At 73.6% G+C, this 21,152-nt stretch carries 18 protein-coding genes and 1 pseudogene; 10 read left to right on the forward strand and 9 right to left on the reverse strand.

Features of this window, described 5'->3' with window-relative positions; all coding sequences use genetic code 11:
• Positions 1-9: 9 nt before the first annotated feature.
• Positions 10-936, reverse strand: a complete 927-nt coding sequence (locus ABZ493_RS04210) for a Rho termination factor N-terminal domain-containing protein (RefSeq protein ID WP_430580925.1) — start codon at positions 934-936, stop codon at positions 10-12.
• 147 nt (positions 937-1,083) lie between these two features.
• Here ABZ493_RS04210 and aspA point away from each other — a divergent pair.
• The 3 genes and pseudogenes from aspA to ABZ493_RS04225 form a co-directional block, all read left to right on the forward strand.
• Positions 1,084-2,493 (forward strand): annotated as a pseudogene (gene aspA, locus ABZ493_RS04215) (aspartate ammonia-lyase); the annotation flags it as partial.
• 158 nt (positions 2,494-2,651) lie between these two features.
• On the forward strand, positions 2,652-3,959 hold the full coding sequence (locus tag ABZ493_RS04220; RefSeq protein ID WP_430580926.1) for an anaerobic C4-dicarboxylate transporter: 1,308 nt from the start codon (positions 2,652-2,654) through the stop codon (positions 3,957-3,959).
• A gap of 74 nt (positions 3,960-4,033) precedes the next feature.
• Positions 4,034-4,954: an aminoglycoside phosphotransferase family protein gene (locus ABZ493_RS04225; RefSeq protein ID WP_430580927.1), complete on the forward strand. Its 921-nt coding sequence runs from the start codon at positions 4,034-4,036 to the stop codon at positions 4,952-4,954.
• A gap of 19 nt (positions 4,955-4,973) precedes the next feature.
• On the opposite strand, the gene ABZ493_RS04230 is transcribed toward ABZ493_RS04225, so the two are convergent.
• A complete protein-coding gene (locus ABZ493_RS04230) occupies positions 4,974-5,390 on the reverse strand; it encodes a cupin domain-containing protein (protein ID WP_430580928.1) in 417 nt (138 codons plus the stop codon).
• 18 nt (positions 5,391-5,408) lie between these two features.
• Positions 5,409-6,134 (reverse strand): SDR family oxidoreductase, encoded by a 726-nt coding sequence (locus ABZ493_RS04235; RefSeq protein WP_430580929.1) that lies wholly within the window; start codon positions 6,132-6,134, stop codon positions 5,409-5,411.
• 206 nt (positions 6,135-6,340) lie between these two features.
• On the opposite strand from ABZ493_RS04235, the gene ABZ493_RS04240 reads away from it, so the two are divergent.
• The gene (locus ABZ493_RS04240) at positions 6,341-7,492 is read left to right on the forward strand and encodes an MFS transporter (protein WP_430580930.1); all 1,152 of its coding nucleotides are present in this window, start codon (positions 6,341-6,343) and stop codon (positions 7,490-7,492) included.
• Positions 7,493-7,497: 5 nt separating this feature from the next.
• Here the strand turns inward: ABZ493_RS04240 and ABZ493_RS04245 are convergent, their stop codons facing one another.
• Positions 7,498-8,418, reverse strand: a complete 921-nt coding sequence (locus ABZ493_RS04245; RefSeq protein WP_430580931.1) for a helix-turn-helix transcriptional regulator — start codon at positions 8,416-8,418, stop codon at positions 7,498-7,500.
• Positions 8,419-8,520: 102 nt separating this feature from the next.
• On the opposite strand from ABZ493_RS04245, the gene ABZ493_RS04250 reads away from it, so the two are divergent.
• Complete coding sequence (locus tag ABZ493_RS04250) at positions 8,521-9,921, forward strand: MFS transporter (protein WP_430580932.1); 1,401 nt, start codon at positions 8,521-8,523, stop codon at positions 9,919-9,921.
• Between the two features lie 27 nt (positions 9,922-9,948).
• Here ABZ493_RS04250 and ABZ493_RS04255 read toward each other — a convergent pair whose 3' ends face one another.
• Positions 9,949-11,196 carry an ATP-binding protein gene (locus ABZ493_RS04255; RefSeq protein WP_430580933.1) on the reverse strand — a complete coding sequence of 416 codons (1,248 nt, stop codon included), beginning with the start codon at positions 11,194-11,196 and terminating at the stop codon, positions 9,949-9,951.
• A gap of 188 nt (positions 11,197-11,384) precedes the next feature.
• On the opposite strand from ABZ493_RS04255, the gene ABZ493_RS04260 reads away from it, so the two are divergent.
• The 4 genes from ABZ493_RS04260 (at position 11,385) to ABZ493_RS04275 (ending at position 15,625) form a co-directional block, all read left to right on the forward strand.
• Positions 11,385-12,275 carry an aldo/keto reductase gene (locus ABZ493_RS04260; protein WP_430580934.1) on the forward strand — a complete coding sequence of 297 codons (891 nt, stop codon included), beginning with the start codon at positions 11,385-11,387 and terminating at the stop codon, positions 12,273-12,275.
• 3 nt (positions 12,276-12,278) lie between these two features.
• A complete protein-coding gene (locus tag ABZ493_RS04265) occupies positions 12,279-13,007 on the forward strand; it encodes a carboxymuconolactone decarboxylase family protein (protein ID WP_430580935.1) in 729 nt (242 codons plus the stop codon).
• Between the two features lie 136 nt (positions 13,008-13,143).
• On the forward strand, positions 13,144-14,586 hold the full coding sequence (locus ABZ493_RS04270; RefSeq protein ID WP_430580936.1) for a DUF2252 domain-containing protein: 1,443 nt from the start codon (positions 13,144-13,146) through the stop codon (positions 14,584-14,586).
• Between the two features lie 52 nt (positions 14,587-14,638).
• Complete coding sequence (locus tag ABZ493_RS04275; RefSeq protein WP_430580937.1) at positions 14,639-15,625, forward strand: aldo/keto reductase; 987 nt, start codon at positions 14,639-14,641, stop codon at positions 15,623-15,625.
• 18 nt (positions 15,626-15,643) lie between these two features.
• Here the strand turns inward: ABZ493_RS04275 and ABZ493_RS04280 are convergent, their stop codons facing one another.
• Positions 15,644-16,075, reverse strand: a complete 432-nt coding sequence (locus tag ABZ493_RS04280) for a GNAT family N-acetyltransferase (protein WP_430580938.1) — start codon at positions 16,073-16,075, stop codon at positions 15,644-15,646.
• Between the two features lie 97 nt (positions 16,076-16,172).
• Between ABZ493_RS04280 and ABZ493_RS04285 the strand changes: the two genes are divergently transcribed.
• The gene (locus ABZ493_RS04285; RefSeq protein WP_430580939.1) at positions 16,173-18,575 is read left to right on the forward strand and encodes a beta-galactosidase; all 2,403 of its coding nucleotides are present in this window, start codon (positions 16,173-16,175) and stop codon (positions 18,573-18,575) included.
• A 22-nt stretch (positions 18,576-18,597) separates the two neighbouring features.
• Here the strand turns inward: ABZ493_RS04285 and ABZ493_RS04290 are convergent, their stop codons facing one another.
• The 3 genes from ABZ493_RS04290 to ABZ493_RS04300 are packed head-to-tail and all read right to left on the reverse strand — an operon-like array spanning position 18,598 to position 21,138.
• Positions 18,598-19,500, reverse strand: coding sequence for an AraC family transcriptional regulator (locus ABZ493_RS04290; RefSeq protein WP_430580940.1), 903 nt, complete (start codon positions 19,498-19,500; stop codon positions 18,598-18,600).
• 37 nt (positions 19,501-19,537) lie between these two features.
• Positions 19,538-20,380 carry an SMP-30/gluconolactonase/LRE family protein gene (locus ABZ493_RS04295; RefSeq protein WP_430580941.1) on the reverse strand — a complete coding sequence of 281 codons (843 nt, stop codon included), beginning with the start codon at positions 20,378-20,380 and terminating at the stop codon, positions 19,538-19,540.
• Positions 20,377-21,138, reverse strand: a complete 762-nt coding sequence (locus ABZ493_RS04300) for an SDR family oxidoreductase (protein WP_430580942.1) — start codon at positions 21,136-21,138, stop codon at positions 20,377-20,379. Before ABZ493_RS04300 ends, ABZ493_RS04295 begins: the two co-directional genes overlap by 4 nt.
• Between the last annotated feature and the right edge of the window lie 14 nt (positions 21,139-21,152).

The following is a 21,152-nucleotide window of genomic DNA, read 5'->3' on the forward strand; positions in this document are numbered from 1 at the left end:
CTCCCGTCCCTATCGGTCGTGCTCGTCCTTGTGCCTGCGGATCCGCGTGAGGATCTGCTCCTTGCGGAGGGAGGTCGGCAGCTCGAGGCCCATCTCCACCCCGAGCGCGCGGAGCTCGTCCTTCGTCATCTCCTTGAGGTCCAGCGGGCCGGTGTCGGCGTCCGCCCCGAGCTGCCGGCCCTCGGACGCCACCTCTCGACGTCGCTCGTCGGCCTCCTCGACCCGCCGGCGGGCCTGCTCCGCCTCCTCCTCGGCCTCCCCCGCGAGCCGGTCGGCCCGGGCCCTGGCCTCGTCGGCCGCGCGCCGGGCGTCCTCCGCCGCGGCCTCCGCCATCTCCCGGGCTCGCGTCATCTGCTGGCGGGCGCGCTCGACCGCCTCCTCGGCCCGGGCGCGGGCACGGTCGGCCTCCGCCCTGACCTGCTCCACGTGCTTGCCGACGTCGGCCTCCGTCTCCTCCACCTGCCGTGCGGCGAGCTCGGTGGCCCGACCGCGCTTCGCCGCGACGTACTCGTCCGCCTCGCGCTGCGCCTCCGCGGTGACCCGCTTCACCTCGCGGTCGCCCTCCTTGCGGGCCTCGGCGACCCGGCGGTCGCCCTCCGCCTCGGCGGCGGCCACGGCGTCCGCCTGTTCCTTCGCGTTGCGGGCCTCCTCGTGGGCCCGCACCTCGAGCTCGTGCGCCCGCTCCATCGCGGCGTCCACCCGGTTCAGACGGCGGTCGTCGCCGTCGCCCGGGAACGGGTTGGCGTCGGCCAGGGTGGCGACCGCGTGCTGCCCGGCGGACTGCACGGTGCGCCCGGCGGACTGCACCGAGCGGCCTGCCGACCGGGCCGGCTCCTTCACGCCCGCGTCCAGCATCCACAGGACGTTGCGCGGCAGGTCGGTCACGCCGCGCCGGGCCTGCCGGCCCAACCACGTCATCGGGTTGGTCCTCGTCATGGGCTCCTCCTCGGGTCGGGCAGCCGAACGACCACCGATGGCGCCCCCTGACGACCTCCTGCCCCCTCAGCACACGACGGACCGCGGATGCACGCACGCCCACCTCTCGTCGGGTGTCCGACCGGCGCCGTTGCTAGCGTCTGCCCCATGGCTGACCCCAGTGTTGACGTGCGTGTCGAGGAAGATCTCCTCGGCACCAAGGACGTCCCCGCGCAGGCGTACTACGGGATCCACACCGTCCGGGCGATCGAGAACTTCCCCATCTCCGGGACGACCATCAACGACGTGCCGGAGATGATCCGCGGCATGGTGATGGTGAAGAAGGCGGCGGCGCTCGCGAACCGGGAGCTGCGCGCCATCCAGCGGGACGTCGCGGACGCCATCATCGGCGCGTGCGACGAGGTGCTCGTCCAGGGCAGGTGCATGGACCAGTTCCCGATCGACGTGTTCCAGGGCGGCGCGGGCACCAGCGTCAACATGAACACCAACGAGGTGATCGCGAACCTCGCGCTGGAGCTGTCCGGCTTCCCCAAGGGCCGCTACGACGTCATCAACCCGAACGACCACGTCAACAAGTCCCAGTCGACCAACGACGCCTACCCCACCGGCTTCCGGCTGGCCGTGCACGCCCTCACCGAGTCGCTGGTGGTGGCCGTGCGGCGGCTGTCGCGGGCGTTCGACGAGAAGGCGTCCGAGTTCGCCGACCTGCCGAAGATGGGCCGCACCCAGCTGCAGGACGCGGTGCCGATGAGCCTGGGGCAGGAGTTCGCCGGGTTCTCGGTGAACGTCGCCGAGGAGGTCAAGCGCCTCCGCAACGCGGCCGACCTGCTGCTCGAGGTGAACCTGGGCGCGACGGCGATCGGCACCGGCCTCAACACCCCGCCCGGCTACCCGAAGGTCGCGGCGCGGCGGCTCGCGGAGGTGTCCGGGCTCGGCACCGTACCGGCGGAGAACCTCGTCGAGGCCACGTACGACAACGGCGCCTACCTGGCCGTGCACTCCGCGGTGAAGCGGCTCGCGGCCAAGCTGTCGAAGATCTGCAACGACCTGCGCCTGCTGTCCTCCGGGCCGCGCGCGGGGCTCAACGAGATCAACCTGCCGGAGCTGCAGGCCGGCTCGTCGATCATGCCCGCCAAGGTGAACCCGGTGATCCCCGAGGTCGTCAACCAGGTGTGCTTCAAGGTGATGGGCAACGACGTCACGATCACGCACGCCGCGGAGGCCGGGCAGCTCCAGCTCAACGTCATGGAGCCGGTGCTGGCCGAGTCGATCTTCGAGTCGATCCGGCTGCTGACCAACGCGTGCGACGCGCTGCGCACCAAGTGCGTCGTGGGGATCACGGCGAACGCCGACGTCATGCGGCAGCACGTGCTCGGGTCCATCGGCATCGTCACCTACCTCAACGAGGTGATCGGGCACCACAACGGCGACCTCGTGGGCAAGGAGGCGGCCCGGACCGGCGCCTCGGTACGCGACGTCGTCGTCGCGCGCGGACTGCTCACCGCCGAGGACGTCGACCGGATCCTCACCACCGAGAACTTCCTGCACCCGCGCTACAGCGGCCGCTTCTACGCGCCGGACGAGCGCGGCATCCCGCCGCTGGGCGAGGAGGGCGAGTCCTCGCGCGTCGTGGAGTCCGACGACGCGACGGGCGCGCCGTCGGACCCGGGGCACGAGCACGACGACGCCGCCTCCGAGGAGGGTGAGGCCGCCCGGTGATCCTCGTCCAGTTCGCCGTCGTCCTGGTCTTCGTCTTCATCGGGGCGCGCCTCGGCGGGATCGGGATCGGGCTGGCGGGCGGAGCCGGCGTCATCGTCCTCGGGCTGCTGGGCCTCGAGGTCGACCCGGCGACGGGCGTCCCGTGGGACGTGCTGGGCATCATCATGTGCGTCATCGCGGCCATCGCCGCGATGCAGGCCGCCGGCGGGCTGGACTACCTCGTGGCGAAGACGGAGGTGCTGCTGCGCGCCCGCCCCCGCAGCATCACCTTCCTCGCGCCGCTCGTCACCTACGTGATGACGGTGTTCTCCGGCACCGGGCAGGTCGCCTTCTCCACGCTCCCCGTGATCGCGGAGGTGGCGAAGGAGTCGAACGTGCGGCCGTCGCGGCCGCTGTCCATCGCGGTCGTGGCGTCGCAGATGGCGATCGCGGCGTCCCCCATCTCCGCGGCGGTGGTGGCGATGGCCGCTGTCGTGGAGCCGCTGGGCGTCGACTACCTCACGCTGCTCACGGTGGCCGGGGTGTCCACGCTGGTGGGCTGCATGGTCGGGGCCGTCGTCGCGTCCCGGCAGGGCGTCGAGCTGCAGGACGACCCGGTGTACCAGGAGCGGCTCGCCAAGGGGCTGGTGAAGCGGCGCGAGCGCGCCGAGTTCGTCGCCAAGCCGCGGGCGCTGCTCTCGCTGATCATCTTCGCGGCGGCGCTGCTCGTCGTCGTGCTCTACTCCACGGCCGTGTCCGACTCGGTGGGCCTCATCGAGGACCCGACCATCACGCGCAGCGGCGCCATCATGACGTTCATGCTGCTGGCGGGGCTGCTCATCGCCCTGCTCTGCCAGATCGACGTCGGCACCGTCATCACGCAGCAGACGTTCCGTAGCGGCATGAGCGCCGCCGTCTGCATCATCGGCGTCGCGTGGCTGGGCAACACGTTCGTGCAGGGCCACACCGCCGAGATCGAGGAGCTGGGCGGCGACATCATCCAGCGCTACCCGTGGATGCTCGCCGTCGTGCTGCTGCTCGCCTCCGCGCTGCTGTACTCGCAGGCGGCGACGACGATCGCCCTCATGCCGGTGGCCGCCGGCATGGGCGTGGCGGCGACGACGATGGTCGCGTCGTTCCCCGCCGTCACCGGGCTGTTCCTACTGCCGACGTACACCACCGTGGTCGCCGCCATCGAGCTCGACGACACCGGCACCACCCGCATCGGGAAGTACCTGTTCAACCACTCCTTCATGGTGCCGGGGCTGGTGGCCGTCGCGTCCGCCGTCGCCATCGGCTTCGGCCTGGCGCCGCTGCTGATATGAGCGGGGGTCCGAACGGGGGTCTGAGCAGGCGGAAAGCCGTCGACGGCGGCCACGCACCTGGCTACGGTGCCCGGGTGACCCCTGCCACGGCAGCACGACTCCTTCGCCCCCTCGTCCCCGACGCGTCGGTCTCCGACGTCGTCGCGCGCACCGGCGGCCGCCTCAGCGAGGTCCACGAGGTGCGGCTCGCGGGACACCCGCCGCTGATCGTCAAGGTCTACGCCGACGAGTGGCGCTGGAAGCAGGAGAAGGAGCGGCACGTGTACGGCCTGCTCGCCGAGCACAGCGGCGGCGCCGTCCCAGAGATCCTGCACTGCGCGCCCGACGGCGGCCCCGACGGGCGGGCGTTCACCGTCATGACGTGCCTCGACGGGGTGCCGCTGTCGGAGGTGAGCGGCCGCCTGGACGCCGCGACCCACCGCCGCCTCTACGGCGCGACCGGCGCGCACCTCGCGACCGTGCACCGCGTGGCGCAGGAGACGTTCGGCTACGTCGTCACCGGCGTCGTCGACCCGGAGCCGACCAACGCCGCGTACATGACGCGGCAGTTCGACAAGAAGCTCGCGGAGCACGCCCGGCTCGGCGGCGACCCCGCCCTGCACGACGCCGTGCGCCGCGCCGTCGACCGCGGCGCCGCCGCCTTCGGTCGCTGCGCGGCCCCCGTGCTCTGCCACGACGACCTCCACGAGGGCAACGTGCTCGTGGACCGCGTGGGTGGGCGCTGGGAGGTCACGGGCTTCGTCGACGTCGAGAACGCCGTCGCCGCCGACCCGCTGCTCGACCTCGCCAAGACGCTTCGTTACTCCGTGCGCGGCGACGCGGACAAGCGCGCCGGGCTCCTGGAGGGGTACGGCCGCCTGCCCGACGACGCCGAGGAGCGCCTCGCCCTCTACGAGCTGTACCACGCGCTGGAGCTGTGGGACTGGTTCGCGTCCGTCGGCGACACCGCGCCCCTGCCCGGCATCGCCGACGACCTGCGGCGGCTCGCCGGCTGACCGCTGCGACCGGGAAGTCTCAGACGTCGAGCCAGGGAGCGCGGGCGTACTCCTCGTCCGTGACGTGCTCCAGCCAGGTGGTGGTGGCCGCCGGGTCGTCGGCGTTCTCGAGCATCGCCAGGTGCTCCATGAAGTCGTCCGGCGACGCGCCGTGCCAGTGCTCCTCCCCCGGCGGGCAGTACACCGTCTCGCCGGGCCGGACCTCGGCGACGACGCCGTCGCGCGTGCCGACCAGCGCCACGCCGGACACGACGTGCAGCGTCTGCCCGCGGGCGTGCGAGTGCCAGGCCGTGCGCGCCGCCGGCGCGAACCGGACGAGGGACACGATCATCCGCTGGCCGTCCTCCTGCGGCGCGGCGATCGGGTCGAGCCACACGTCGCCGTGGAACTGCTCGGGCGGGTTCTTGGTGGTCGCCGGGCGGGGGATCTTCTTCATCGGTGGTCCTTCCTCGGTTCAACCGAGCTGGTCGGCGGGGCGCAGCAGGATCTCGTTGATCGCCAGGTGGCGGGGGCGAGAGAGGGCGAAGGCGATGATCTCGGCGACCTCCTCGGGCTGCACGGTGGCCCGGTCGTAGCCCTGCTGCACCGCCTCGCGGGTCGCCTCGTGCGTGATGTGGGTGGGGAGCTCGGTGTCGACGACGCCGGGCTCGATCAGGGTGACGCGGACGTCGGGGAGCAGCTCCTGGCGCAGCGACTCCGACCATCCGTTCATGCCCCACTTGGTGGCGGCGTAGACGCCGTTGCCCGCCCGCGCGGTGCGGCCCGCGACGGACGAGAGGTTGATCAGGTCGCCGCCGCCGTCCTTGAGCTGTTCCAGGAACACCTCCGTGACCGTGATCGCGCCGAGCAGGTTCACCTCGATCATGGCGCGGTAGTCGGCCCGTTGCTCGGCGGAGAACGGGCCCAGCAGCATGGTGCCGGCGTTGTTCACCAGCACGTCGGCGCCGCCCAGCTCGTGCACCCGCTGCGCGGCTGCCACCACGGAGTCGCGGTCGGTGACGTCGGCCGCGATCGCGACAGCTCCCCCGCCGATCTCCGCGGCCATGGCCTCGATCCGGTCGGCCCGGCGGGCCAGCAGCACCACGCGGTACCCGTCCGCCGCCAAGGCCCGCGCGGTGGCCGCGCCGATCCCCGACGACGCCCCGGTGATCACCGCGACGCGTGACGTGTTCTCGTTCATCGTGCTCCTTCTTCCTCGGCGTTCGTCCTCCCGGTCAGGCCGGCATCGGCAAGCCAGGCCGGGCCCGAGACGCGTCCTGCGGCTCGGTCGGCCGGTCGTCGTCCTGCTCCGATTCCACACCGCGTGCGCCGGTCGTGGGAGTGACGGACGTCCCGGGTACTGGCAGTACCTCCCGGGGCCGCGCCGCCTGTCCTACCGTCGCGGCGATGCGACGCAACCTCCTGGTCTCCACCACGGCTCTGCTGTGGGGCCTGCAGTTCGCGTTCCTCAACCCGGCGCTGGCGCTGATCCTCACCGCATTGTTCGACGCGACCACCGCGCAGGTCGGCTGGGCCCTGGCGCTCTACAACGCCAGCGGCCTCGTCGCGTCCCTCGTGATCCCTGTCCGCGCCGACCGGACCGGCGAGTACCTGCGCCCCATGCTCGTCAGCGGCGGCCTGACGATCGCGCTCGCCGCCCTGCTCGGGGTCACGACGTCGCTCCCGGTGGCCGTCGCCGGGCTGATGGCGCTGGGCGGCCCGGCCGGTGTCGGCAGCGCGCTGCTCTTCGCCCACCTGCGCCACAGCGGCGCCACCCCTCAGCAGGTGGTCGACACCCGGGCGGTCGTCTCGGTGGCGTGGGTCGCCGGACCGCCAGCGGCCACACTCCTCATCGGCGGCTTCGGCGAGGGCGCGGTCCTGCTCGCGATCGCCGTCGTCGCGGCCCTCGCCGTCGGCGCCACGGCCCTGCTGCGGGCCCGGTCCCGCGCCCGCCCTGCCCTCCCCGCCGGGCCGCCCGAGCCCGACGCCGGCCCGCGGCCGACCCGCACGGGCGTCGCCGTCGTCGTCGGGGCGTTCGTGCTCCTGCAGTGCGCCAACGCCACCGCGACGTCGTTCCTGACGGTCTACGTGGCGCAGGGCCTCGGGCTGGAGGTCATGTGGGCGGGGGTGGCGCTCGGGGTCGCGGCCGGGCTCGAGGTCCCGGCGCTGCTGGTCGTCGGCCGCCTCGGCACGCGCGTCCCCGCGACACGGCTCGTCGTGGTCGGCAGCGCCGTCGGCGTCGCGTACTACCTCGCCCTCGCGGCCGTCACCACGCCCGTCGCACTGGTCGCGATCCAGGTGCTCAACGCGTGGTCGTTCGCGGCGGTCTCCGGCACCGGTCTCGCCCTGTTCCAGCAGCTCGTCGCCCGTCCCGGCCTCGCGACCGGCCTGTTCATGAACGCCCGCCGCGTCGGGGCGATCCTCTCCGGGCCCGTCATCGCGCTCGGGTCCCTCACGGCCCTCGGGCAGGCCGGCATCTTCGTCGCCTGCGCAGTGCTCGCGCTCCTCGGCACGGTGGCGGTCGCCGTCCCGCACCGGACGGGGCCCGCGACGGCGTAGCCGCCTCAGCCCGTCGTGCGCCCGCTGCCGGAGCTGCGCTCGGGTTCCTCGGCGAGCGCCGTGGCCGCCCACGACGCGAGCAGCTTGAGCCCGTCGTCGGACGGCGAACCAGGCACAGCCGTGTACACGTTCATCTGCAGCCCCGGGTCCGCGGGCAGCTCGAAGGCCTCGTAGTCGAGCTCCAGGAAGCCGACCCCGGGGTGGTGGAAGGCCTTGGTGCCGGAGCGGTGGAACCGCACGTCGTGCGACGCCCACATCCGCCGGAAGTCCTCGCTCCGCGTGGAGAGCTCGCCCACCAGGGCCGTGAGCTTCTTGTCGTACGGGTTCTTCCCGGCCTCGGCCCGCACGATCGCGACGGCGTCGTGCGCGATCCGCTCGGCCCGCTCTCCCCAGAACCTCCGGGCCGCGTCCGGGTCGAGGAAGTGGAAGCGCGCGCTGTTGACCGGCTGGTTCGCGATCCGTTCGGGCGAGTCGTACAGCGGCGCGTACAGCGCGCGGCCCAGCAGGTTCGAGCCGAGCACGTCGAGGCGGCCGTTGCGCACGAACGCGGGCACCCCCTCCATCGCGTCGAGGATGCGCTGGACCGCCGGACGCAACGTCGGGGCCGGGGCGCTGCGCGCCCGCGAGCGGGCCGCGCCGGACGCGTTCGCCGCGCGTGCGAGGTCGAACAGGTGGGCGCGCTCCGCCTCGTCGAGCTGCAGCGCCTCCGCGAGCGCCTCGAGCACCTCCTCCGACACCCCGCCGAGGTTCCCGCGCTCCAGCCGGGTGTAGTAGTCGACGCTCACGCCCGCGAGCATCGCCACCTCCTCGCGTCGCAACCCCGGCACGCGCCGGTTGCCGCCGTACGCGGGCAGGCCGGCCTTGTCCGGGGTGATCCGCGCCCGGCGGGTGGCCAGGAACTCGCGCGTCTCCGCCTTCAGGTCCATGCCCTCGACGGTACGTCGAAGCCCTCGGGCCCGGGAGGTACTGGCGTTACCGGGCACGCCCGGGACTCCCCCGCCGCGCCCGGCCGGCGTCGACTGGTCGCCATGACCACCACCCCCGTCGCGGCGACACCCACCACCCGGGCCGCCGTCCCCGTCCCGGCGCCGGCGCGCGCCGGCGGGATCCTCGCGATCATCCTCGTCGGCTACTTCATGGTGATCCTCGACAACTCGATCGTCATCACCGGCCTGCCCCACATCCGCACGGAGCTGGGCCTGACCTCGGGCGGCCTCGCCTGGGTGCAGGACGCGTACCTGCTCACGTTCGGCGGCCTGCTGCTGCTCGGCGCCCGCGCCGGCGACATCCTGGGCCGCCGGCGCATGTTCGTGACCGGCCTCGTCGTCTTCTCCCTCGCGTCCGTCGTGGTCGGGCTGGCCCCGACGGGCGGGTGGCTGATCGGTGCCCGCGCCGTGCAGGGGCTCGGCGCCGCCGTGCTCGCGCCGTCCACGCTGGCCCTGCTCACCGCGAGCTTCCCCGAGGGCCCGGCCCGCACGCGGGCGACCTCCGCCTACGGCGCGGTCGCCGGCATCGGCGCGAGCGTGGGCCTCGTCGCCGGCGGTCTGCTCGCCGACCTCGTCTCCTGGCGCGCCGGGTTCCTCGTCAACCTCCCGATCGGCGTCGTCATGCTCGTCGCCGGGCTCCGGGTGCTGCCGGAGACACCCCGCACCCCCGGCCGGTTCGACGTCCCCGGCGCGCTGCTCGCGACCCTCGGCCCGACGGCGCTCGTCTACGGGTTCGTCCGCGCGGGCGAGGCAGGGTGGGCGGACGCCGGGACGCTCGCCCCGCTCGCGGGCGGCGTCGCGCTGCTGGGTGCGCTGGTCGCCGTCGAGCGCCGGGCCGCACAGCCCGTCATGCCGCTGACACTCTTCGCGAGCCGGGAGCGCGCCGGCGCCTACCTCGCCCGCCTGCTGTTCATCGGCGCGATGATGGGGTTCTTCCTCTTCACCAGCCAGTACCTGCAGGACGACCGCGGGTTCTCCGCGCTGGCCGCCGGTGTCGCCTACTTCCCGATGACGGTGGTGAACTTCGTCGTCGCGCTCGCCGTGCCGCGCCTGCAGCGCCGGACGAGCGGCCCGGCGCTGCTCGTCGCCGGCCTGGCGTTCGCCGTCGTCGGCACGGGCTGGCTCGGCCTGGTCGACGCCGGGACGTCGTACGCGGCCGGAATCGCGCTGCCGATGATGCTCATCGGCGCGGGCCAGGGGCTGGCGTTCGGTCCCCTGACGGCGTCCGGCATCGCCGGCGTGGAGCCGTCGCTGGCCGGTGCCGCGTCGGGCGTCGTGAACTCCGTGCACCAGCTCGGCGGGGCGCTGGGCATGAGCCTGGTGCTGGCGCTGACCGGCACGTACGCGGCGGCCATGACCGCCGGCGCGGTGCTGCTGCTGGCCGCGCTCGTCGCCGCCGTCCTGCTCGTGCTCCCCTCCGCACGCCGAAGCTCAGGTGCGTGAGCCCGCTCGTCGCCGGACGTGATGCGGTCACGCCGTCCAGAGCACGTCCATGGGCACGGCGCTGACCCGGTCGCCGAACGGCCCGCTCGTCCCGCCGGTGTGCAGGACTACCCCGGCGACGAATCGGTCGCCCAGCCTGTCGCGCAGCTTGAGCAGCCACTTCGCGTCGCGCAGCCCGACCGAGGACGCTGCTTTGACCTCGACTGCGGCGACGCGGCCGTCGTCGGCCTCGAGGATCAGGTCGACCTCGTCACCGGTCCGGTCTCGGTAGTGACTGATTCGTGCCCCTTGCTCGGCCCAGCCCAGCTGACGGCGCAGCTCGCCTGCGACGAATCCCTCGAGCAGGTGTCCAGCGACGTCCCCGTTGACCTGGGGAGCGGCTCCCCGAGCGGACACGTTCAACAGGCGGGCCGCCAGCCCGGTGTCGAGGAGGGCAGTCTTCGGGCGCAGCACGACCCTCTTCGAGAGATTGGTGGACCACGCCGGAACTCTCTGGACGAGGTAGAGCGTCTCCAACAGCTCGAGGTGTGGGACGAGCGTGCTCGCCGGGATACCGGTGTCACTCGCGATGCGGGCGACGTTCAGCTCCTCACTGTCGCGAGCAGCCAAGATCCGGAGGATCACGGGCAGCTCACCGAGACGCCGCAGGTTGGAGACGTCCGGCGCATCCCGCTCCACGATGCGGGCGAGGTAGTTCTCCAGCCACTGGCTGCGGCGACGCCCTGCAGGTCGCGCCAACGCTTCCGGGTAGGACCCCGCGACGGCCCGCTCAAGGTAGTCGGGCCGGTGGAGCCCGCTCTCGTGCCCGAGGAACGTCTCACCGTCGAGGATCCGGTCGACGAAGCGCTCTCGACGCCCGGCGAGCTCACCCTGGCTGAATCCGTACAGCTCGATGGACTCAGCGCGGCCGGCGAGGCTGTCCTCGACCGCCGGCAACCGAAGCAGGTTGGCGGACCCGGTCAGGAGAAAACGGCCCGGGCGGGTGTCGCGATCGACGACAAGCTTGAGCGCCAGGACCAGCTCCGGGACGCGCTGCACCTCGTCGATGGCCAGCAGCCCGTCGGGCAGCTGGTCGAGGAACCCGACTGGGTCCGCCTGAGCGGCGGCACGGGTCAGCTCGTCGTCAAAGGTGACCAGTCGTCCCCCACGCTCGGCCACGATCTCGCGAAGGAGCGTGGTCTTCCCCACCTGACGTGCGCCTTGGACGACGACGATCCGTGTATCGCCCAGCGCCTCGACCACCATCGGTTTGACGTTCCGGGAGACGCTCGTCATGCCCGGAGACTACGCCTCCCCGTTGATACGCACCATCTTTCTCGTGGATACGCACCAGTATTCTCGTGGTTTCGCAGCAACTGGCTCGTGGGTTCGCACCGGCATGTGTCCTCGGTCAGCGGGGGCGGACCCAGCGGGGTACCAGCAGGACCTCCCGCACCCGGCGACACGTTCGTAGCGTGGAGGACATGACGAACCCCGTCCCCACCCTCACCCTGAACAACGGCGTCACCATGCCCGCCCTCGGGTACGGCGTCTTCCAGACCCCGCCGGACGAGACGGTCGCGGCGACCGTCGAGGCGCTGCGCGTCGGCTACCGGCACGTCGACACGGCCGCCGCGTACGGCAACGAGCGCGAGGTCGGCGAGGCGCTGCGCCGCTCCGGCGTCCCGCGCGACGACGTCTTCCTCGAGACCAAGATCTGGATCAGCGACTACGGCTACGACGCGACGCTGCACGCGTTCGACAAGTCCGCCGGCAAGCTCGGCGTCGACACGATCGACCTGCTGATCCTGCACCAGCCGCTGCCGACGCGGTTCGACCTCACGATCGAGGCGTACAAGGCCCTGGAGCAGCTCCTCGCCGACGGCAAGGTCCGCGCCATCGGCGTCAGCAACTTCATGCCCGACCACCTGGACCGGCTCCTGGCCGAGACGTCGGTCGTGCCGGCGGTGAACCAGATCGAGGTGCACCCGTACTTCCGCCAGCCCGACGTGCTCGCGGCCGACGCGCAGCACGGCATCCTCACCCAGGCGTGGTCGCCCATCGGCGGCATCACGTTCTACCGCGACGGCGAGCACACCAGCACGCTGCAGGACCCGACGATCCTGCGCGTCGCCGAGGCGCACGGGAAGTCCGCCGCACAGGTCATGCTGCGCTGGCACCTGCAGCAGGGCCGCTCGGCGATCCCCAAGTCCGTCACCCCGCACCGCATCGCCGAGAACTTCGACGTGCTCGACTTCGAGCTCACCGGCGACGAGCTCACCGCGATCGACGCCCTCGACACCGGCGTGCGCGGCGGCCCCGAGCCCGCCGACGTCACGCTCGAGACGTTCGGTCGCGAGATCCCGGAGGCCTGACCCGTGCCCCTGACCACCACCTCGCTCGCCGCCACCGACCCGGAGCTCGTCGCGATCGCGGACCGGTTCGCCGACGACGTCGAGCGGGACGCCCCGCTCGACCCGCGCCTGCGGGCGCTGCTCCGGGTCGCGGCCCTCGTCGCGACGGGCGGCACCGCCGTCCTGCGGGTCGAGCTCGACGACGCCCTCGCCGCCGGCGTCACGCCCGTCGCGCTGAAGGAGGTGCTGTACCAGGCCGTGCCGTACGCGGGGCTCGGCCGCGCGGTCGACGCGCTCGTCGTGGCGAACGAGCTGCTCGCCGACCACGACGTCGAGCTGCCCCTGCCCGGCCAGGCCACCGTGACCCCCGCGACGCGCGCCGACGACGGCCTGGCCGTGCAGAAGCGGATCGTCGGCGCCGACGCGGTCGACGCCATGCACGCGAACGCCCCCGCCGACGAGCAGCACGTCCAGCGGGCCCTGGCCGCCCACTGCTTCGGCGACCACTACACGCGCGGCGGCCTCGACGTGCCCACCCGAGAGCTGGTCACGCTGGCCCTGCTCGTCGCGCTCGGCGGCGCCGACCCGCAGGTGGCCGGTCATGTGCGCGCGAACCTCCATGTCGGCAACGATCGCGCCACCCTGGTCGCGGTCGTCACCCAGCTGTTGCCCGTCGTCGGCTACCCACGCACGCTCAACGCGCTGCGCGCGCTCGACGACGTCACGCCGTCCCCCACCGAGGAGGAGTCCTGACCGACCGGGGACCTACCGCGAGGGCGACCACCCTGCGCGTGGAGCCGCGCTGACGTCCCCGCGCCCGGTCGTGACCTCCCGGGTGCGACGGCCCGCCGCGGGGCCGACGATCGGACGAGGTATCGGAGGTGGGCCCATGAGCACCCGTGAGGACGTGGCCGCGGAGCTCGCGCCGCCCCCGCCGACCGACTTCGAGCGCCGGGCCGAGCACGGCCGCGCCGCCCGCCGCCGCACCCCGAGGTCGTCCCACGCGGGGTGGACGCCCCCGCCCGACCGCCCCGACCCGGTCGCCCTGCTCGAGGAGCAGGAGGCGACCCGGGAGGCTGACCTCCTGCCGATCCGGCACCGCCGGATGATGGTGTCGCCGTTCACCTTCTACCGGGGCGCGGCGCTGCTCATGGCGACCGACCTGGCCCGCACCCCCGTGTCGGGGATCGTCACCCAGGTCTGCGGCGACGCGCACCTGTCGAACTTCGGCGTCTTCGGCACGCCCGAGCGGGCGATGGTGTTCGACATCAACGACTTCGACGAGACCCTCCCCGGCCCGTGGGAGTGGGACGTGAAGCGGCTGGCCGCCAGCGTCGAGGTGGCGGGCCGGCACCGCGGGTTCGACGCCGGCCAGCGCCGCGACCTCGATCTCGCCGTCGTGCGGGCCTACCGCGAGCGCCTGCTGCGGCTGGCCGGGTCCGGCGTTCTCGAGGGGTGGTACGACCGGCTCGACGCGGACCGCCTCGTGGCCTGGGTCGAGGCCGAGCACCGCGCCAAGCGCGTCGGCCGCAAGCAGGTGGAGCGGATGGAGGCGGACCTCGCCAAGGCCCGCACGAAGGACAGCACGCGCGCCACCGCCAAGCTCGTGGAGGTGGTCGACGGCGAGCCGCGGATCGCCGCCAGCCCGCCGCTCGTCGTCCCGGTCGAGGACCTCGTGCCCCTCGCTCGCGACCGGGAACGCGCGGAGGACTGGATGCGGGGCCTCATCGCCTCGTACCTGTCGACGCTCCAGCCGGAACGCCACCCGATGGCGGAGTTCTCCTACGTGCACATGGCGCGCAAGGTCGTCGGCGTCGGCAGCGTCGGCACGCGCGCGTGGGTCGTGCTGCTGCGCGGCCGCGACGAGGCCGACACCCTCGTGCTGCAGGCCAAGCAGGCGGAGCTCTCGGTGCTGGAACGCTTCCTGCCGCCGAGCCGGTACGACAACCACGGCGAGCGGGTGGTGCGCGGGCAGCGGCTCATGCAGGCGGCGGGCGACGTGTTCCTCGGCTGGCAGCGCGTCACCGGCGTCGACGGCGTCGTCCGCGACTACTACCTCCGCCAGCTCTACGACTGGAAGGGCGGGGTCGACGTCGAGGTGATGGACGTCGCGGGCGCACGCGCCTACGCCCAGCTGTGCGGCGAGGCGCTCGCGCGGGCCCACGCCCGCTCCGGCGACCGCGTCGCCCTCGCCGCCTACCTCGGCCGCGGGGACGTCTTCGACCGGGCGGTCGCGGACTTCGCCGCCGACTACGCGGACCAGAACGACCGCGACTACGCCGCCTTCCTCGACGCCGTCGCGTCAGGCCGGCTCGCCGCCGCGGAAGGGTGACCACCGACCACCGACCACCGACCACCGACCACCGACCAGCAGGAGACCGCACATGCACACCCGCACCCTCGGACAGGTCCTCGACGTCTCGGCGATCGGCCTCGGCGCCATGGGCATGTCCCAGAGCTACGGGCCGAACCCGGGCAGCCGCGACGACATGATCGGCGTCCTGCGCGGCGCCGTCGACCGGGGCATCACGTTCGTCGACACCGCCGAGGTGTACGGCCCGTACGTCAACGAGGAGCTCGTCGGGGAGGCCCTGGCGCCCGTCCGCGACGACGTGGTGATCGCCACCAAGTTCGGCTGGGACATCCGCGACGGCCGGAGCATCGGTCTCGACAGCCGGCCCGAGCAGATCCGCCGCGTCGCCGACGCCTCCCTGCGCCGGCTGCGCACCGACCGGATCGATCTCTTCTACCAGCACCGCGTGGACCCGGACGTGCCGATCGAGGACGTCGCCGGCACGGTCGGCGAGCTCGTGGCCGAGGGCAAGGTGCGCCACCTGGGGCTCTCCGAGGCGTCGGCCGCCACGATCCGCCGCGCCCACGCCGTGCACCCGGTGACGGCCGTGCAGAGCGAGTACTCCCTGTGGACGCGCGACCCGGAGGCCGAGGTGCTGCCCGCCCTCGCCGAGCTCGGGATCGGGTTCGTGCCGTTCAGCCCGTTGGGCAAGGGGTTCCTCACGGGCACGGTGGACCCCGGCACGTCGTTTTCCGAGGGCGACATCCGCCGCACGATCCCCCGGTTCACCGCGGAGAACCGGGCCGCGAACCTCGCCCTGGTCGAGCACGTCCGGGCGCTCGCCGACGCGAAGGGCGCGACGCCCGGCCAGGTCGCGCTCGCCTGGCTGCTCGCCCAGCAGCCGTGGGTCGTGCCGATCCCCGGCACCCGCCGCCTCGAGCGGGTCGAGGAGAACGCGGCCGCCACCGCCGTCGCGCTGTCGGCGGACGAGCGGGCGGGCCTGGACGCCCTCGCCGCCCGCGTCGGGGTGCGGGGCAACCGCTACAACGACGCCGGCATGAGCATGGTCGGGCGCTGACGGCCGCCGGCCGGCCCGTCAGGGCCGGTCGGCCAGGACCATCCCGAGGCTCTGCGGTGCCGACTCGACGAACCCGACGCTGCGGTACAGCGGACGACCCGGCGCGTCCGCCATGAGGGTGACGTACGGGTCGGCGGGCGCCCGCTCGTCGATCTGGGCGAGCAGCCACTGAAGCACGCGCCGCCCCAGCCCCTGCCGCTGGTGGTCGGGCAGGGTCGCCATGTCGGCGACGTGGAAGTACCACCCGCCGTCGCCCAGCACGCGCCCCATCGCGACGGCCTCGCCGGTCGGCCGGTGGCGCACGTGCACGAACGCCCAGCTGTTCGCGACGGCGAACCCCGCCTGCTCGGGCGTCTTGGGGCTGAGGCCCGCGTCGCGACGCAGCCGCACGTAGGCCTCGACGTCGGGGGCGGTGGGGACGAGCTCGTACGGGTCGTTCGCGTCGGCCATGACCCTCACACTAAGGGCCCGGCCCACAGCGATTCGTCCATGTTCTCGCGCCACTTGTGCCTGTCCACGGGGCGCCGGGGTTCGTACCGTCGACGACGTGACCCAGCACCTCGACTCCCCCCAGGCCCTCTCGACGGACGGGGCGCCCACGCCGCGTCGTCTCCGCGTCCACCCACCCCGGCCCGTGACGACCGCTCCCCTGGACATGGGCGACGCGCCCGGCACCCCGCAGGGCATCCGACTGACCTCACGGTGGGTCGAGCGCGACGGCACGCCGTGGTTCCCGGTCATGGGTGAGTACCACTTCAGCCGCGACCTGCCCGACCGCTGGGAGCGGGAGCTCCGGAAGATGAAAGCCGGCGGCATCACCGTCGTCGCCACCTACCTGCTGTGGATCCTCCATGAGGAGGTCCGCGGCGAGCTGCGCTGGGACGGGCAGCGTGACCTGCGCCGGTTCGTCGAGCTGGCCGACGAGGTCGGCCTGAAGGTCGTGATCCGCATCGGGCCGTGGGCGCACGGCGAGACCCGCAACGGCGGGTTCCCGGACTGGCTGCAGGCCCTGCCGGTCGCGCACCGCACCGACGACCCGGCCTACCTCGCCCTCGTGCGCGGCTGGTACACGGCGGTCGAGGAGCAGGTCCGCGGGCTGTTCCACGACGAGGAGAACCCGGGCGGGCCGATCATCGGCGTCCAGGTCGACAACGAGCTGTACGACCAGCCCGACCACCTCGGCACCCTGCGCGACGTCGCGGAGGAGGTCGGCATCAGGGCGACGCTCTGGGTCGCGACGGGCTGGGGCGGCGCCCAGCTCCCGCCGCGGCGGCTGCTGCCGGTGTACGCCGGCTACTCCGACGGGTTCTGGGACGAGTCCACGACGGTGTGGCCGGACTTCGGGATCATGCACTTCACGTTCAACACCGTGCGCGACGACCTCTCGGTCGGGGCCGACCTGCGGGACGCACCGGCGGACGTCGACACGGCCGCGACGCTGGGCGCGGACGACCCCTGGCCGTTCGCCACCTGCGAGCTCGGCGGGGGGATGCAGGTCGCCTATCACCGCCGGCCCCTCGTCGACTCCGACGACGTCGCAGCCCTGGCGCTGACCAAGCTCGGCAGCGGCTCGGCATGGCAGGGCTACTACCTCTACCACGGGGCGACGCAGGTCATCGGTGACCGCTCGACCACGCAGGAGTCGCAGCAGACCGGGTACCCGAACGACCTGCCCGTGCGCAACTACGACTTCTTCGCGCCGCTGGGCGCCGAGGGTGCCGAGCGCCCCCACTTCCACCAGCTGCGGCGACAGCACCTCTTCCTCGACGCCTTCGGGCGGGACCTGGCGACCTACCCGACCGTCCTGCCGCCCGCCACGGACGACCCCGTCCGGTGGGCGGTGCGCAGCGACGGCGAACGCGGGTACCTGTTCGTCAACAACCACCAGCCCGCCGTGGCGGCCCTGCCCGACGTCGACGGCGTGCAGTTCGACGTGGAGCTGACCGGCGCCCTCGCGGGGAGCACCGTCACGGTGCCGCGCGAGCCGTTCGTCCTCCGCTCGGGGGCCTTCGCGGCTTGGCCGCTGCGACAGCGCCTCGGGACGGTCCCGGCCGTCACGGTCACCGCCCAGCCGATCACGCGGCTCGACACGGAGCGCGGCCCGGTGGTGCTGTTCGCCGCGACCGACGGCGTGGGGGTGGAGCTCCAGCTCGAGGGCATCGACCCCGGCGACGTGAGCGGCGCGGACGTCACGGTCGACGGCGACGTCGTCGTCGCCGTCCCGACCGCGGCCCCTGGGCTCGGCTGCGAGGTGGCGGTCGCCGGGACGACCTTCGTGTTCCTCGACCCGGCGCTGGCGGACTCGGTGTGGCAGGGCACGATCGACGGGCGCGAGAGCGTCGTGCTCTGGTCGGGCAGCGGCTGGTTCGACGACGACGGCCTGCGCCTCGAGGTCCCGGAGCGGGACGCGGTGCTCGCGGTCCACCCCCCGCTCCGCGAGGCGGGCGACCTCGGGCCCCGGGCGGCGGAGGGTTCGGTCTTCACGACCTACGTGGTGCCGGGGTCCGACGTGGTCCGTCGTGTCGACCCGCCGGTGTTCGACCTCGCCGCGGTGGCCCCCGTGCGCACCGGCGGCAGCTCGGGTCGCTTCTCCGCGCCCGACGACGCGGACTTCGACGCGCTCGCACCGGTCGAGGTCGCGGTGCCCGACGCGCTGTTCGACGAGGCCGAACGGCTCATGCTGACCCTCGACTGGACCGGTGACGCGATCCGCGTCCAGGCGGGCGACCTCCTCGTCGCCGACCAGTTCTGGTACGGCCGGGACCTCGAGGTCGACCTCACCCCGTACCGCGACCTGATCCGTACCCGCGGGCTCTGGCTGCGCGCGTTCGCCTGGTCGCCCGAGTCCGGGGTCTACGTCGACCCGCGCGTGCGTCCGGACTCCGCCATGCCCGTGCTCGAGGTGCACGAGGCGACCCTCCGCAGCGTGCGGACGCTGTCCCTGCGCTGACACCGGGGTGACGCCGACGGGGTCAGCCCTTCGCCTGCGCGCGGTAGGCGGTGGGGCTGACCCCGTGGTGGCGCCGGAAGTGCCGGGAGAAGTAGAGCGGATCGGCGTAGCCCACCTCGCCGGCGACGTCGGCGACCGGCAGCGTCGTCGTGTCCAGGAGCGTGCGCGCGCGGGCCATCTTCAGGCCGGTGTGAAAGGCGCCCGGCCCGGCGCCGGTCGCGCGGCGGAAGAGCGTCGTCAGGTGCGACGGCGACAGGGACACCAGAGCGGCGAGCTCACCGACCCGGATGTTCCCGTCGACCCGGGCCTCGAGGTAGTGCATGGCCTTCTCGAGCGGCGAGTCCTCGCTCGGCAGCGCACTGTCCGCCGCGAGCCGGGTCAGCAGCTGCCACGCCACCCCGGACGCGGCCAGCAGGTGCGCGGGCGAGAGCCGTCGTTCGAGCAGGCTCAGGAGCTCGTCGAACAGGGCGACCGCCCGGTCCGCCGACCGGATGCGGGCCACGGGCCTGCCCTCCGGCATCAGCATGCGCGTGAGGTCACCGATCTCGGCGCCCCGCAGGTGCACCCACCAGATCGTCCAGGGCGCGTCCGTCGACGAGGCGTAGGCGTGAGGGACGAAGGCGGGCAGGACGGCGTAGCTCGACGGGCCGACGGCGTAGCTCGACCCGTCGATCTCGAGCGTCCCGCGCCCGGCGACGCACACGATCACCACCACGTCCCGCGAGCCCCTGTCCCGCCGACGCCGGTGGCCGGCGGCGTGCGGGTAGTACCCGGCGTCCACCACGGTGAGCTGCCGCGTCGCCGGCTGGCGCAGGGCCGCCTCGACCCGCGGCCTGGGGACGACGCACACCCGTTGGCCGGCGAAGTCGGCCGGCGGGCCCTCAGGCACGGGCGAGTCCTCGGCGCCGTGGATCACGTGGGACATGCAGGGCTCCGGTGAGGTGCGGCGCCGCGCGGGCGCGTCAGGGCTCGGTGCGCAGCCGGGACAGCCGCGCAGCAATCGTGTGCCCGTCGAGGTGACCCGGGTCGCCGAGCCCGAGCGTCGCGCTCGTCACGACGACGAGCGGGTCGGGCTCGCGGGTGAGGACGACGCTCGTCGGCTGGCGTACCGGGAGGCGGACGGCCCCCAGCCGGGCTCCGTCGGTTCCGTACACGTCGACGCGGGCGGCTCCCCAGACGGCGCTCCAGACCCGCCCCCGGTGGTCGACGTGCATCCCGTCCGGCGAGCCGCCCTCCACGACGACGAAGTCCTCGACCTGCTCGGGGGACCCGACCCGCGCGCGCAGGATGCGTCCCGCGGCGCTGTCGGCGACGAGGACCGTCTCGGCGTCGGGCAGGAACGTCGGCCCGTTCGGGACGTCGATGTCCTGGAGCACCGGGGTGACCGCCCCGGTCGTCGGGTGCCATCGCCACACGGCGCCGTCGGGAGCGGAGCCGTCGTGCACCATGGTCCCGAACCAGAACGAGCCGTCGGGTGCCAGCGCGCCGTCGTTCACGCGGTGGCGGGCAGGGTCCAGCCCCGTGTCGGCCAGGACGGTGTGCGTGCCGTCCGGGTGGACCTGGGCGACGCCGGTGCCCACCGCGCCGACGAGGGTCCCGTCCTCGGCGCGTTCGACCACGCCGGTCGGTCGGTCGAGGCGGTGGGTCACGGCCGCCGGAGCGGTACCCCGGGTGTCCCAGGCGTACAGCTCCCCGCGCAGCAGGTCGACCCATCGCAGGGTCCCGCCGTCGCGCCGGAGGCCTTCGCCGAGCTCGTGCGGCCGGGGGCCGAGTGGCCGCCAGGGCGTGTCCGGTGCGGCTGTCATGCGGAGTCCTTGGTGATGCTCCAGCCGCCGTCGACGGGCAGCTCCGCGCCGGTGACGAACGACGCGGCGTCCGAGCAGAGGTACGCGATGGCGTCGGCGACCTCACCGGGAGCCCCGAGCCGGCCGAGGGCCGTCGCGGCGGCGGACGCCGCGCGCGCCTCGTCGTCGATCCCGTCCCAGGCGGCGGTGAGCACCGGCCCGGGCAGGACGGAGTTGACGCGCAGGGCCGGGCCGAACTCCGCGGCGAGCTGGCGAGCCAGGCCGGTGAGCCCCGCCTTGGTCGAGGCGTACGCGGCCCGCCCGGGCAGCCCGAAGTGCGCGTGGACCGAGGACACCAGCACCGCGGCACCGGACCCGGAGCCGGTCAGGTCGTCGACGAGGGTGCGGACGGCGAGGTACGCACCGGTGAGGTTCACCTGCAGCTGACGCTCCCAGCTCGCGAGCGACGTGTCCTGGAGCGACGCGACCTCGACCGTGTAGGCGTTGCTCACCAGGATCTGCGGCCGGCCGAGCGTCTCCCGGCAGGTCTGGGCCGCCGCCGCCCAGGCCCGTTCGTCGGAGACGTCCATGACGGCGGCCGCGACGGGACCGTGCGGTCGGAGCTCGTCGCGCAGGTCCAGCACCGCCGGGGAGCGGTCGACGAGGAAGACGGGGGCGCCGTGCTCGGACAGGCGTCGTGCCGTCGCGGCTCCGATGCCGCTCGCGCAGCCGGTGATCACCGCGACTCGCCCGTCGAGGGGCAGGAGGTCGTCGCTCAACGCAGAGCCTCTCG

Source organism: Isoptericola sp. NPDC019482 (assembly GCF_040632295.1).
In the GTDB taxonomy this organism is placed as follows: Bacteria; Actinomycetota; Actinomycetes; order Actinomycetales; family Cellulomonadaceae; genus Isoptericola.